General features: G+C 68.6%; 16 protein-coding genes. 7 read left to right on the forward strand and 9 right to left on the reverse strand.

Annotated elements, in window-relative coordinates; translation table 11 throughout:
• The 3 genes from ASF52_RS23115 to ASF52_RS04170 form a co-directional block, all read left to right on the forward strand.
• Positions 1-584 (forward strand): sugar transferase (locus tag ASF52_RS23115; RefSeq protein WP_443136649.1); only part of this gene is annotated, 584 nt, incomplete at both ends.
• A gap of 17 nt (positions 585-601) precedes the next feature.
• Positions 602-1,195, forward strand: coding sequence for a sugar transferase (locus tag ASF52_RS23120; RefSeq protein ID WP_443136651.1), 594 nt, complete (start codon positions 602-604; stop codon positions 1,193-1,195).
• A 61-nt stretch (positions 1,196-1,256) separates the two neighbouring features.
• Positions 1,257-2,633, forward strand: coding sequence for a leucine-rich repeat-containing protein kinase family protein (locus ASF52_RS04170; protein ID WP_056168134.1), 1,377 nt, complete (start codon positions 1,257-1,259; stop codon positions 2,631-2,633).
• Between the two features lie 64 nt (positions 2,634-2,697).
• Here the strand turns inward: ASF52_RS04170 and ASF52_RS04175 are convergent, their stop codons facing one another.
• The 9 genes from ASF52_RS04175 to ASF52_RS04215 all read right to left on the reverse strand — a co-directional run bounded on the left by ASF52_RS04175 (position 2,698) and on the right by ASF52_RS04215 (position 9,279).
• Positions 2,698-3,057: a hypothetical protein gene (locus ASF52_RS04175; RefSeq protein WP_056168137.1), complete on the reverse strand. Its 360-nt coding sequence runs from the start codon at positions 3,055-3,057 to the stop codon at positions 2,698-2,700.
• Positions 3,058-3,097: 40 nt separating this feature from the next.
• Positions 3,098-3,496 (reverse strand): calcium-binding protein, encoded by a 399-nt coding sequence (locus ASF52_RS04180; RefSeq protein WP_056168372.1) that lies wholly within the window; start codon positions 3,494-3,496, stop codon positions 3,098-3,100.
• 374 nt (positions 3,497-3,870) lie between these two features.
• Complete coding sequence (locus ASF52_RS04185) at positions 3,871-4,491, reverse strand: hypothetical protein (RefSeq protein WP_056168376.1); 621 nt, start codon at positions 4,489-4,491, stop codon at positions 3,871-3,873.
• Between the two features lie 8 nt (positions 4,492-4,499).
• Positions 4,500-5,375 carry an ABC transporter permease gene (locus tag ASF52_RS04190; RefSeq protein WP_056168140.1) on the reverse strand — a complete coding sequence of 292 codons (876 nt, stop codon included), beginning with the start codon at positions 5,373-5,375 and terminating at the stop codon, positions 4,500-4,502.
• Positions 5,372-6,130, reverse strand: a complete 759-nt coding sequence (locus tag ASF52_RS04195; protein ID WP_056168143.1) for an ABC transporter ATP-binding protein — start codon at positions 6,128-6,130, stop codon at positions 5,372-5,374. The genes ASF52_RS04190 and ASF52_RS04195 overlap by 4 nt, the downstream gene beginning before the upstream one ends.
• On the reverse strand, positions 6,127-6,369 hold the full coding sequence (locus ASF52_RS04200; protein ID WP_156368885.1) for a hypothetical protein: 243 nt from the start codon (positions 6,367-6,369) through the stop codon (positions 6,127-6,129). Before ASF52_RS04200 ends, ASF52_RS04195 begins: the two co-directional genes overlap by 4 nt.
• 9 nt (positions 6,370-6,378) lie before the next feature.
• Positions 6,379-6,813, reverse strand: a complete 435-nt coding sequence (locus ASF52_RS04205; RefSeq protein WP_056168148.1) for a hypothetical protein — start codon at positions 6,811-6,813, stop codon at positions 6,379-6,381.
• A gap of 79 nt (positions 6,814-6,892) precedes the next feature.
• Positions 6,893-7,894: a YVTN family beta-propeller repeat protein gene (locus tag ASF52_RS04210; protein WP_056168152.1), complete on the reverse strand. Its 1,002-nt coding sequence runs from the start codon at positions 7,892-7,894 to the stop codon at positions 6,893-6,895.
• Positions 7,895-8,040: 146 nt separating this feature from the next.
• On the reverse strand, positions 8,041-9,279 hold the full coding sequence (locus tag ASF52_RS04215) for an ABC transporter substrate-binding protein (RefSeq protein ID WP_082515186.1): 1,239 nt from the start codon (positions 9,277-9,279) through the stop codon (positions 8,041-8,043).
• A 225-nt stretch (positions 9,280-9,504) separates the two neighbouring features.
• On the opposite strand from ASF52_RS04215, the gene ASF52_RS04220 reads away from it, so the two are divergent.
• From ASF52_RS04220 to ASF52_RS04235, 4 genes are all read left to right on the forward strand, one after another.
• Complete coding sequence (locus tag ASF52_RS04220) at positions 9,505-10,041, forward strand: DUF3280 domain-containing protein (protein WP_056168155.1); 537 nt, start codon at positions 9,505-9,507, stop codon at positions 10,039-10,041.
• Between the two features lie 143 nt (positions 10,042-10,184).
• Positions 10,185-10,913: a (5-formylfuran-3-yl)methyl phosphate synthase gene (locus ASF52_RS04225; protein ID WP_056168157.1), complete on the forward strand. Its 729-nt coding sequence runs from the start codon at positions 10,185-10,187 to the stop codon at positions 10,911-10,913.
• Positions 10,910-11,488 (forward strand): amino acid kinase family protein, encoded by a 579-nt coding sequence (locus ASF52_RS04230; protein ID WP_056168160.1) that lies wholly within the window; start codon positions 10,910-10,912, stop codon positions 11,486-11,488. The genes ASF52_RS04225 and ASF52_RS04230 overlap by 4 nt, the downstream gene beginning before the upstream one ends.
• Positions 11,485-13,038, forward strand: coding sequence for a DUF6513 domain-containing protein (locus ASF52_RS04235; RefSeq protein WP_056168163.1), 1,554 nt, complete (start codon positions 11,485-11,487; stop codon positions 13,036-13,038). The genes ASF52_RS04230 and ASF52_RS04235 overlap by 4 nt, the downstream gene beginning before the upstream one ends.
• Position 13,039: the final 1 nt, after the last annotated feature.

Here is a 13,039-nt window from a genome sequence, read left to right on the forward strand (position 1 = left end):
GCCAGGAATACTCCTCGAGGAAATGGTCGAGGGYGGTTCGACCGGCGCACGGCCATCGTGGGYGGCGGGCCCGTGGCCGAGGACCTGATCCGCGCCCTCGACGCCCAGGCCGAGTCCGGCATCCGCATCGTCGGCGTGTTCGACGACCGCGGCGACCGGCGCTCCGACACCGTCGTGGCGGGGKACCCCAAGCTCGGCACCGTCGACGACCTCGTCGCCTATGCCCGCACCACCCGCCTCGACCTCGTCATCTTCACCATCCCCATCACCGCCGAGGACCGCATCCTCCAGATGCTGGCCAAGCTCTGGGTCCTGCCCATCGACATCCGCCTCTCGGCCCAGGCCTCGAARCTGCGCCTGCGCCCGCGCGCCTACTCCTACCTCGGCACGGTGCCGGTGCTCGACGTGTTCGACAAGCCGATGGCCGACTGGGACATCATCGCCAAGAGCGTGTTCGACCGCCTCGTCGGTCTCGCCATGCTGGTGGCGCTCAGCCCGGTGATGCTCGGCGTGGCCTTGGCCGTCGCCCTCACCTCGCCCGGTCCGGTCCTGTTCCGGCAGAAGCGCTACGGCTTCAACAACGANGGCGCTCAGCCCGGTGATGCTCGGCGTGGCCTTGGCCGTCGCCCTCACCTCGCCCGGTCCGGTCCTGTTCCGGCAGAAGCGCTACGGCTTCAACAACGAACTCATCGAGGTCTACAAGTTCCGCTCGATGTACGTGACCCAGAGCGATGCGGGAGCCGCCAAGCTGGTGACGCGCAACGACCCGCGGGTGACGCCGGTGGGCCGCTTCATCCGCCGGACGTCCCTGGACGAGTTGCCGCAGCTGTTCAACGTGATCAAGGGCGAGTTGTCCCTCGTCGGACCACGCCCCCATGCCCTTCAGGCCAAGGCCGCCAACACGCTCTACGATCAGGTGGTGGACGGTTATTTCGCCCGCCACAAGGTCAAGCCGGGGATCACCGGCTGGGCGCAGGTCAACGGCTGGCGTGGCGAGCCCCGCCACAAGGTCAAGCCGGGGATCACCGGCTGGGCGCAGGTCAACGGCTGGCGTGGCGAGACCGACACCAGCGACAAGATCCAGCGCCGGGTCGAACACGACCTGCACTATATCGAAAACTGGTCGGTTCTGTTCGACATCAAGATCATGCTCGCGACGCCCCTGTCGCTGTTCCGGACCCAGAACGCATATTGATCCGCACGCCCGGATCGAAGACGCCCTTTCGGGGGCGAACGATCGGGGCGGGAGCGACGGCATGACAACGAACGCAGGGACGGCTCGACAGCTCGATGCGCTGGGACGCGGCGATCTCGGCGGCATCCGTGAACTACGCCTGTCAGGCGGCCTCACGGAGTTTCCGCGCGATCTCTTCGGTCTCGCCGACAGCCTGGAAATTCTCGACCTCGGCGCCGGCTCCTTGAACCGCTTGCCCGACGATCTGGGGCGATTGACCAAGCTTCGAGTGCTGTTCTGCTCCGGCAATCCCTTCGACCGGCTGCCGCCCGCGCTCGGTGACTGCCCGGCCCTCAGCCAGATCGGCTTTCGCGGCTGCGGCCTGAGGGAGGTTCCCGGCGAGGCCCTGCCGCCGCTCCTGCGTTGGCTGACCCTGACGGACAACCGGATCGCCCGCCTGCCCGACGCCATCGGGCAACGGCGAGGGTTGCAGAAGCTGATGCTGTCGGGAAACCGACTCACCGCCCTGCCCGAAAGTCTCGCGGACGCCGCACACCTCGAATTGCTCAGGCTCTCCGCCAACGCGCTGGATGCCCTGCCGGCTTGGCTCGCAGCGCTGCCGTCCCTGGCTTGGCCGACCTGGGCCGGCAACCCGTTGGAAGGCGGTCCCCTACCGGCGGATGACAGAAGAATCCCGTGGTCCGACCTCGCGGTCGGCGAACGTCTCGGCGAGGGCGCATCGGGGCAGGTCTTCGCGGCCCTGTGGAAACGCGACGGAATCGAAGCCGGCAAGTCTGTCACCTCGAACAAGCCTTCCACCTCGAACAAGCCTGCCACCTCGAACAAGCCTGCCACCCCGAACACGCCCGTCGCCCTGAAGATGTTCAAGGGCGCCATGACCAGCGACGGGTTGCCGGACCGCGAGATGGAGGCATGCCTCGCAGCGGGGCCGCACCCGAACCTCACCGGGGGCCTCGGCCGCCTCGTCGATCATCCGGAAGGAGCGCAAGGACTCATCATGCCGCGCCTGCCCGGTGATTGGCGGGTGCTGTCCGGGCCGCCGAGCCTGGAAAGCTGTAGCCGCGACGTCTACGAGCCTGGCCTGAGCTTCGACAAGGAGGTGGTCCGTGCCATCGCCCGGAGCATCGCGACGGCGGCGTGCCATCTGCACGCGGGCGGCCTCCTGCACGGCGATCTCTACGCTCACAACGTTCTGTGGGACGGGACGATGGGCGAAGCCGTCCTGAGCGATTTCGGCGCCGCCTGCCGTCTGCCGCCCGGCGATGCCGGCGCGTCCCTTCGGCGGATCGAGGTGCGGGCTTGGGGAATTCTGCTCGGCGAGCTGCTGGCCCGCTGCTCCGCCCCCTTGCCGGACCTCGTCGCCCTCGCGGAAGCCTGCACGCAGCCCGAGGTGATGCGAAGGCCCCTCATGGCCGAGGTCGTCATGGCCCTCGCCTGATATGCGAAGAGGGCCGCTCCCGACCGGGAACGACCCTCTCTGACACGAGCCGGAGACGGAAGGGCTACGGCAGGGCGCCGGCCTTCTCCTTCACCTGGGTCATGGTATCCTCACATCCCTTGGTATCGCCGGCCTTGTCCTGAGTACGCGCTTTCTTGATCAGGTCGCGCGCCTCGGCGACGCCACCGGCGCTCGCCTTGGTCGAGGGATCGGTGGGCTTGCCGGCCGGGGGCTTGTCGAGGGCCTTGTCCGAGTTGGATGTCGTCGGACCACCGGCCGGCTCCTTGCCGGTCACCTTCTCCGCACCGGTGCTGTCGAGACGCCGCTCGATGGTGGCGATCTGATCGGTACAGGAGGAGGCGAGGACAGGCCCGGCAGAACCGAGCATCAGGAGGGCGGCCGGCAGAACGTAGCGAATCTGCATCAATTATTTCCTTGAGGGACGGCCGCCCCTGAGGAACGGCTTACTGCAACAGCGTCGCAAGAGAAGCGCCGGCGGGCGAAGCGAGTTCCTTGGCATCGATGGTGCCCTCGGCATCCGGGTCTGCGGCCTTAAAGCGCGCAGCCACCACGGCGAGGTATTCCTTCTTGTCGAGGGTGCCGTCGCTGTCCGGATCGGCGGCCTTCAGCTCGGCGGCGGTGAGGCGGCCGTTCAGCTCCTTGGCGTCGAGGGTGCCGTCCTTGTCCGGGTCGAGCATGTCGAACTGCTTCGCAGCAGCGGCCTGAGCCTCCTTGAGATCGATGGTGCCATCCTTGTCGGGATCGAACGCCGCGACGCTGGCCGGGGCGGCGAAGGCGGGGGCGGCGACACCGAGGCCGAGGGCGGCGAACAGAAGGGCGGCAGCGGACAAACGCGACGTCATCATAAGAAGTCTCCTAAAATCAGGACGCAGAACGAAACCGTTCTCCGAGGTCGAGGGCGGATCTGGTCTCGGGGTACCGGAGCCCCCCGCGGCGAGCTACGCCGTCTCGCCGCATTGCCTAATTGACCCGGGAGAATCTGGCAATACCCACTGGGACTTTTCCCTGATTCGGAACCTGGAGCCCGGCCAGCGGGTGCCCGCATCGAAGCGGGCCATCGCGCAGGCCGAAACGCGAACGGCGCGGCTCCAAGGGAGCCGCGCCGAATGCCGAGCGAGAAGACCGGTCCCCGCGCCTCGCCGGCACGGCGAGCAGGGGGCGGACCGGTCCTGGAGATCAGAGGCGCGCCTGGGAGATCAGAGGCGTGCCTGGGAGATCAGAGGCGTGCCTGGATCTTGCGGGCGATCTCGCCCAGGCGCTGCTCCAGGAGGGTCGGAACCTCGCAGACATAGGTCAGGGACTGGCTGCGCTCCTGGAAGATGCGCCGGTCCCAGGCGAACTTGGTCTCCAATTCGGACGCTTCCTTGGGCATGTCGCGCGCGTCCTGCGCGCTCGGACCGTCCTTCGTCGCGCTGATCTTGTCGGCCTCGTCGCGAATGCGTTCGGCCATGCGGCGCTGTCCCTGGGCGTAGCGGCCAATACCGGCGATGACCTTGTTGCGCTCGCCGTTGAGGACCTCGAACACCCCGGCGAAGACCCGGGTCAGACGCTTGCCCTTCTCCGCTCCGGCGGTCTCGCCGAAGGCGTCGAGGAGCGGATCGACCTCGTTGAGCGGCGTCCGGCGCGAGGCGATCTTCTGCGCGAGTTGCGCCGCCTCGAAATCGTCGCCCCAGGCGCCGGCCTCGGCGAGATCCGGCCCGGTCCAAACCGTGCCGGGGCTGAGGGTGGAGACCTTGCGCTGGACGCAGGGCCAATCGGGATCGCCCTTGGGCTGGGCGAGGGCCGGTCCGGCCAGCAGACCGAGGGCGAGGAGCGAGAGGGTGCAAGAACGGATCATGGAGCGGATCATGCGGGGTCTCCGGCCGGGCCACCGCGCCGGGCCATGATGCCACGGCCGGGATCGTAGGCGACGACGGCGAGGGTGAAGAAGGCGAGGGTCGTCCCGAGGACGACCGCGCAGGCGACGGGTGCGAACTGCCCGTAGAGGGCGAAGCGCACGAGCTGCACCGCATGGGTGAAGGGGTTCGCCATGCAGATGAGGTAGAGGCTCTCGGAGGATTCGCGGATGCGCCAGAGCGGGTAGAGGGCCGAGGAGGCGAAGAACATCGGGAAGATCACGAAGTTCATCACGCTGGCGAAATTCTCGAGCTGCTTGACCATCGACGACAGCAGCAAGCCGATGGAGCCGAGCATGAGCCCCGCCGCAATGAAGGCGGGCAGGGCCGCGACGTAGCCGATGGTCGGAATGTCGAGTTCCCAGAACCAGGCGATGGCCAGAAACGCGTAAGCCTGCACCACCGAGACGGTGACGCCGGCGATCAGCTTGGCGAGCAACAGCAGCCAGCGCGGATAGGGGCTGGTAAGCAGCACCTTCATCGAGCCGACCTCGCGGTCGTAAACCATCGACAGGGACGATTGCATGCCGTTGAACAGCTGGATCATCACGGCGAGACCCGGCACCACGTAGACCTCGTAGAGCACGTAGGTCTGGTAGGGCGGCTCGATGGAGACGCCCAGCGTGTTGCGGAACCCCGCCGCGAAGATGAACAGCCACACCAGGGGCCGCACCAAGGCGGAGAAGAACCGCTCCTTCTGATTGAAGAACCGCAGCAGCTCGCGCCGAACGATACCGCCAAGGCAGATGAGGTAGCCGACGGCGTCGAGGCGTCCGAGATGAGTCACGGGTTTGTCGACGGGGGCCGGTGCGAGGGTCTTGCTCATGCGGCCTGCTTGGCGGGTTCGGCGACGAGGCGGCGGAAGGCGGCTTCCAAGGACTCGGTTCCTTGGGCGATGGAGCCGGCGGTGCCGCGTGCGACCACGCGGCCTTTGTGCAGGACGATGGCGGCGTCGCCTGCTTCGATCTCCTCGAAAATGTGGGTCGCCCACAGGACCGACAGGCCTTCCTCGCGCACCAGCGCCCGCACGATGGCGACGATGTCGGCCCGCGATTCGAGGTCGAGGCCGACGGTGGGCTCGTCGAGCAGAAGCAGGCGCGGACCGTGGATGAGGGAGCGGGCGATCTCGATGCGCCGGGACTGGCCGCCCGACAGGGTCCGGACCTTGTCGTCGCGCCGATCAAGGAGCCCGACGCGGGTGAGCAGCGTCTGGATCCGTTCCTTGGCCGCCCTGCGGGTCATGCCGTGGAGACTCGCATGGTAGAGGAGGTTCTGCGCCACCGTGAGGTCGGTATCCAGGGTGCGGGCCTGGAACACCACACCGAGGCGGGCGAGCGCCCGGCTCGGCTCCCGGTCGAGGGCATGGCCGAGGATCGAGACCCGTCCGTCCTGGTTGGCGTAGAGCCGCGTGATCACCGAGAACAATGTCGTCTTGCCGGCTCCGTTGGGGCCGAGGAGGGCGGTGAACCGGCCGCGAACGACGCTGAGGGACACGTCGGACAGGGCCGCGCGGGAGCCGAAACGATGGCTCACGTTCGCGACCTCGAGGGCGGTGCTCTCCGTCACGAGGTCGGCGCTCAAGGCTTCAGGGCCCGGCGGGCGTCGCCGACGGCGTCGAGGCACTCGTCGAACTCGCCCTCGCCCAGCTCGCGCTCGGCGACTCGGAGCGCCTTCTTGAGCTTGCCCTGGAGGGGTTCGGCCGGGTTCTTGCCGAGCTCCATCCGGATCATGCCGATGCCGTCCGTGCAGGCGGTCCTGTCGTCGGCGAGCGCCGGGCTCGCCAGGACGGCGGCAGCGAGGGCGAGGAGGGGCAAGCGCATGAACATCCCCTACTTCACGATGAACTTGCCGGTCATGCCCTTGGACTCCAGTCCATGGACTGACCAGGGGTATTCGCCCGGCTTGATCGTCACGAACTCGATGGCGATCTCGCCCGGATCGTCGAATTCGAGGTGGTCCGGCGGACCGCTGCCGTGGATCTCGAGGTGCTGGATGACGATCTGGTTGAACCAGATGTTGCGGAAGAACTCGGTGGCGTAGAACTTGTACTCTTGCCGGCCCTTGGCGACGATGCGCAGGCGGTAGGCCTTGCCGGATTCGAGTTCGATCTCCCGGTTCTCGACGACGTAGTCATTGCCCTCCTCGTTGCCGAGGACGAGATCGGGCAGGTTCGACCGCTTCTTGGTGAGATCGACGGCGGAGGCAGGTCCGGCCATCATCCAGGCCGCGAGCCCGAGGGCCGCCGCACGCATCGTTCGCTTCATCACGTCCGCGGATCCTCCCGTTTGCCGCCCCATGGCGTTCGCCTCCCCACGCCGGAAAGGGCGAACGCACCCAAAAAGATCAGTTCGGTGAGACCGCGACGCCCCACGGCAGCAATCCCACCGGAATGCTCTTCACCACCTTCTCGGCGGCCACATCCACCACCGAGATGTCGTTCGACGAGCCGTTGGTGGAGAACAGCAGCTTCTGGTCGGGGGTGAAGGCGAGCTGCCAGACGCGCTGGCCGACGGGGAGGTACTTCTCCACCGTGTGGGTCTTGGCGTCGATGACCGCGATGCGGTTGGCGGGGCCCAGCGCCACGAAGGCCTTCGAGCCGTCCTTGGTGATGCGGATGCCCACGGGCTGGATCGCCTCGTCGTTCACGCTCGGGATCTTGAAGGTGATCTTCTTGACCACGCGGCGCGCGGCGACATCGATGATGCTCACCGTGCCGCCGACCTCGGCCGAGACCCAGAGGAACTTCCCGTCTGCGGTGAACTCGGCGAAGCGGGGGCGGGCATCCACCAGCACGTTGTCGATCACCTGGAACGTGGTGGTGTCGATGAAGTGGGCCATGTTGGTGGTCTCGGAGGTGTTGACCAGGATTTTTCCATCGGGCGACAGGCCCATCCCCTCCGGCTCGACGCCCACGGGCACCTCGGCCATGACCTTGTTCTTCTCGACGTCGATCACCGTCACCTGGCTGTCGTCCTCGTTGGCGACGTAGAGCAGGTTCCCCGTCGGCCCCAGGATGAACTGCTCCGGATCGGGCCCCGAGCGGAGCGAGCGCACCACCTTGCCGGTGGCGGTGTCGAGGACGTCGATGCGGTCGTCGTCGCTGGCGCAGACGAAGAGTTCCTTGCCGTCCTTGCTGGTGGTGACGCCGCGGGGGCGGCGGCCGACCTTCCAGGTGCCCGTCACCGCCAGGGTCTCGCTGTCGATGACGCTGACCGAGTTGCCCTTCTCGTTGGTCACGTAGACGGTGTAGGCGCTGGCCGAACCGGTCCCGGCGAGAGTCGTGGCGGCGAGGAGCGCCCATGCCAAGACCGATCCCGACGCGTTCGCCTTGAAGCCGCGGCTCATCCTGTGTCCTCCTCGCGCCCACCGCTGTCTCGCGCGCGGTTGGGCATGCAGCGTTACTATAGTGCAGCCCCGTCTCACGGGGAGCGCCGGACCGCAAGCGGGACGGTCACCCATTGCCGCAGGCCCCGGTCGATCAGGGACCCCCGTCAGAGAAATTTGCAGGTGGTCTCGGGGAGATCGATCCCGAGGGTATCGAGCGGCGTGCGCTGGTGGGTGAAGCCCTGCTCGGGCGCCACCGAGACCATGGCTTTAGGCTGAACCACGATCACCGGCTGGCGCAACTGGTGGTCCCACGGCCGGTAGGTGAGCGATACGCCCTTGTAGGCCGGCAGGCTGAAGGCGGGGTCGGCGAAGTAGGGTGCGAGCACGGCGGGGTCGGCGGTCTTCTTCTGCGTCGCCGCCTCGCCGATGGAGCGCACGGCCGCCCAGGCCTGGTAATCGAGGGGCCGCATGAGGCGCCCGGCCTGGCGCCGGAACCGGTTCTGCGCCTGCGCCGCACCCCAGGTCTCCAGGGTCGGATGCCAGGTGGTGGCGATGAGCCCCTGCGTGCCGGCCACGGGGCGCGGATCGACGGTGCGGAACGGGACGTAGTCGCCCCAGTCGTTGGCCTCGTCGGCCACGATGGCGAGGTCGTAATCGACGCCGCGGGTGAACACCATCGCCTCGGAGCGGGTCGGCGTGTCGCCCCGCGCCTTGGCGAGCGGCCCGAAGGTCCAGGGCTTCTCGGCCGTGATCTTGAGGTTGAACTTGCGGGCCGAGTTCTTGAACGCCTCGGCGTAGAGCCGGTCCCCGTCCTGCGGGCCGGTGATGAGGAACATCTTGCGCCAGCGCATCAGGGTGAAGAACTGCGCCAGCGCGTCCGTCTGCATCGCCCGGCTGGGCAAGACGTGGAACACGTTCCTCCGGCAATCGACTCCGCGCAGGCGGTCGTCGGGGGCCGCGACGTTGAAGACCGTGACGCCCTCCCCCTTCACCGCATCGGCGACGGCCAGGACCGCGTCGGCGGGAAGTGCCAGGACGAGGAACTTGATGCCCCGCCCCGTCAGTTCGCGGGCGGCATCGACGGGGCTCTTCGTGGCGTCGAGGGCGATCTCATCGAGGGCGTACGTCTGCTTGGTGAAGCGGCCGGTCGTGTTGTTGTCCTTGATCGCCATGCGGGCGCCGGCCACGCCCTCGTCCTCGGGCGCGGCCTCGGCATCGTAGGAGGAGGGGGCGAGCTCGGGCCGGTAGATCAGCCCGATCCGGGTTTCCGTCGCGGCGGGCGTCGGAGCCGCCGCCGCCTCCGAGCGTGCGAGCTCCTGCGCGACGGCGGGGAGACACCACGAGCCGCACAACCCGAGGAGGAGAGCGAATGGGGCGAGGGGGGAGCGCGTCGAAGCCTGCATGAGGCGATCACGCTAACAACATTGTTCCGCCACGCTCAATCGGCGTTTGATAAGGAAACCATAAACCCCGCCTGCAGCCCGAGCCGTTCCGGGCGCACGGTGCACGCGGCAGGATACCGCCGGGATGCAGGGATCACCCTGCCTCCCCCGGCGTTGCCAGCCGGTGGTTCGGGTATCATCCTGCCGACAGGCCCGGGCTGCGCCCGACGCGAGACGAGCGAAGTCATGACGCGACCGATCCCCCTCCCCCGTGCCGGACACGTTTGCGCGAGCCTCGGTCTCCTGCTGGCCCTGGCCGTGGGAGCGCCCGCACAAGCCGCCCCCGAGAAAGCGGCGATCTTCGGCATCGAACTGTTCGATCCCGGCGTGGTCGGGGGCCGTAAGGCGCGGCCGGACGAGACCCGGCGCCTCGGCCTCGTCACGGAGGAGCTGCGCAAGGCCCTCGGTGAAGCGGTCGAGCCCATCGACGTCGCGCCGCAGGCCGCCGAGATCGCCAAGCAAGCACCGCTCTACAAGTGCGACGGCTGCGCCGCCAGCATCGCCAAGACCCTTGGGGCGGACCTCGCCATCAGCGGCTACGTCGAGAAGGGCTCGAATCAGATCTTCAACCTCACGGTGACCATCGCGGAGGCCGCCACCGGCAAGATCGTGCGCGGCGGCCGGGTGGTGATCCGGGCCGACACCGACGACACCTGGGCGCATGCCATGCGCTGGGTGGTGAAGAACCGCCTGCTCGCCGAACCCCTACCGAACCGCTCGTGATGCGTCCGGTTTTTTGCTAGGGCCAACGTCGCATCCGCGCAGGGTTGCGCGGAAAGCCAGCTGAACGTTGTCGATCCCGAACGTTGCCGATCCCGAACGTTGCCGATCCCATGAGTCCGAGCGAGTCGAAACCACCGTTGTTGATGCCCTCCCCCTTCGAACGCGGTGCGTATCCCGACGACGCCGTTCCGCGTCTCCTCGTGAGCGTACGCGACGCCGACGAGGCCCTGGCCGCCGCCGCCGCGGGCGCGGATCTGGTCGATGCCAAGGACCCGGACCGGGGGGCCCTCGGTGCCCTCCCCGTCACGACGGTGCGCGCCCTCGTCGATCGCATCGCTGGACGTGCCGTCACCAGCGCCGTGGCGGGCGAGCCGACGGACGCGACCGCCCTCGCCCCTTGCGTCGCCGCCATGGCCGCCACGGGGGTGAACTACGTGAAAGTCGCCGTGCAAGGGGGCTTTCCCGACACGGCACTGGCCGAGGCCGCCGCGGCCGCGCCCGGCCGGCTCATCGCCGTGCTGTTCGCCGAGCATGAACCCGCGCCCGCTCTCGTGGCGCGTGTGGCGGCGGCCGGATTCGTCGGTGCCATGATCGACACGGCGACCAAGGACGGGCGCCGCCTGCCCGACCTCCTGCCGATTCCGGTCCTGACGGCCTTCACCCGCGCCTGCCGTCGGCACGACCTCGTCTCGGGCCTCGCCGGCTCCCTCGCGCTCGCCGACATCAAGAGCCTGGCTCCCGTCGGCCCGCACTACCTCGGCTTCCGCGGCGGCCTGTGCCACGACAGCGATCGCACGAAAGGCCTCGATCCGGCCCGGGTGGCGGAGGCCGTGCGGATTTTGCGCGCTTGCGCCCGCCGAGACGCCGCATGAGTTCCGAAGTCATGGTCGTGAAGGTCGGCGGCAGCCTCCTGTCCGACGCCGGCCGCCTGCGCGCTGTCCTCGCCGGCCTCGCGGAGGGCCGGGACGGCCCCTGCGTGGTGGTCCCCGGCGGCGGCCCGTTCGCCGAGGCCGTGCGGACCTCTCAGGCGGCGCTCGGCTTCGGCGATGCGCTGGCCCACCGCCTCGCCCTCGACGCCATGGGCCGCATGGCCGAGATCTTTTCGGCGTTCGAGCCGCGCTTGGCCATCGCCACGACGTGGGATGCGGCATCGGCGATCCTCGCCCGCGGCGGTGTGCCGGTCTGGGACCCCATCACCCTCAAGGCCGGGCATCCCGACATCCCGGAGACCTGGGACGTCACCTCCGACAGCCTCGCCGTGTGGCTCGCCACGCAATGGAACGCGCCGCGCTGCGTCCTGGTGAAATCCGCCCTCGTGCCCATGGGAGCATCGTTCGAGGATCTCGCCCGTCTCGGCCTCGTCGACGCCGCGTTCCCGGCCTTCGCGGCGCGCTACACCGGTGCCGTCGTCCTGCGTGGCCCAGCCGAGACCAGGGCCGCCGCATGAGCACCCCCGAACACCTCGTCTTCATTACCGGCCGCATGGCCAAGGCGCGCCTCGAGAAGGTCGCCGCCACGCTCCCGGCCGATCGCTTCGCCTGGAGCATCGCCGATGCCGGGGTGAAGGTCGCGGCCCTGATGACCGAAGAAATCATCCGACGCCGGGTGACGATTCCCGAGGGCGCCACCCGCATCGTCCTGCCGGGCCGTTGCCGGGCGAACCCGGAGGCCCTAGCCCAACATTTCGGCCTGCCGGTGGAGCGCGGCCCCGACGAGATCGTCGACCTGCCGGCCTATCTCGGCCTCGCCGGACGCACGGTGGATCTGTCGCGCCACGACCTGCGGATCTTCTCCGAGATCGTCGACGCCTCCAAGATGAATCCCGATCAGATCCTCGCGAAAGGCCTCGACCTCGCCCGCCGTGGCGCGGACGTCATCGACCTCGGCGGCCTGCCCGACACCGATTTCCCGCACCTCGAGGACTGCGTGCGCCTCCTGAAGGGCGCCGGCCTCAAGGTCAGCGTCGATTCCTTCTCCCTCGACGAACTCACCCGCGGCGCCAAGGCGGGCGCCGATTTCCTCCTGAGCCTCAACGAGGACACCCTCGATCTCGCCTTCGAGACCGACGCGGTGCCGGTCCTCGTGCCCGTGCGGCCCGACGATCTCGCCTCCCTCGACCGGGCCATCGAGCGCATGGAGAAGTCCGGGCGTCCCTACATGGCCGACCCGATCCTGGAGCCGATCCATTTCGGCTTCGTCGAATCCATCACGCGCTATCACGAGACCCGGCGACGCTGGCCCGGCATCGAGATGATGATGGGCACCGGCAATCTCACCGAGCTCACCGAGGCCGACAGCCTCGGGGTCACGGCGCTGCTGGTGGGCATGTGCTCGGAACTCAGCGTCCGCAACGTGCTCATCGTCCAGGTCTCGAACCACACCCGCCGCACGGTGGAGGAGCACGATGCGGCGCGCCGGGTGATGTACGCGGCCAAGGCGGATTCGGCCCTGCCGAAAGGTTACGGCCGCTCCCTCCTGGCGCTCCACGACAAGCGCCCCTATGTGCAGACCCCGGACGAGATCGCGGCCCAGGCGGCCGAGGTGAAGGACCCGAACTACCGCATCGCGGTCGCGGAGGACGGCATCCACGTGTTCAACCGCGACACCCATGCCATCGGCACCGACGCCATGGCGTTCTTCCCCGATCTCGACGTGGCGCAGGACGGCGCCCACGCCTTCTACCTCGGCGGCGAACTCACCAAGGCCGAGACCGCCTGGCGTCTCGGCAAGCGCTACGTACAGGACGAGGCCCTGGTCTGGGGTGCGGCCGCCGACGCCGAAATCGAGGACACCACCGCCTTCAAGAAGGCCGGGCACACCAAGCATTCCGGCCCGGACGGCGCGAGCCGCGATACCACATCGCCCGAGGCCGATGCGGGCCGGCCCGAGACCTTGGGCCCAGGGGAGACGTCCGCCGCCGATGCGGTGTCGGAGGTGCCGTCGGAGGCCGGCGCCCGCATCGTCTGCGGCAAGCTCGTACCGGCCGGGAAAGCGTAAC

The organism is Methylobacterium sp. Leaf112 (genome assembly GCF_001423295.1).
Taxonomy (GTDB): domain Bacteria; phylum Pseudomonadota; class Alphaproteobacteria; order Rhizobiales; family Beijerinckiaceae; genus Methylobacterium.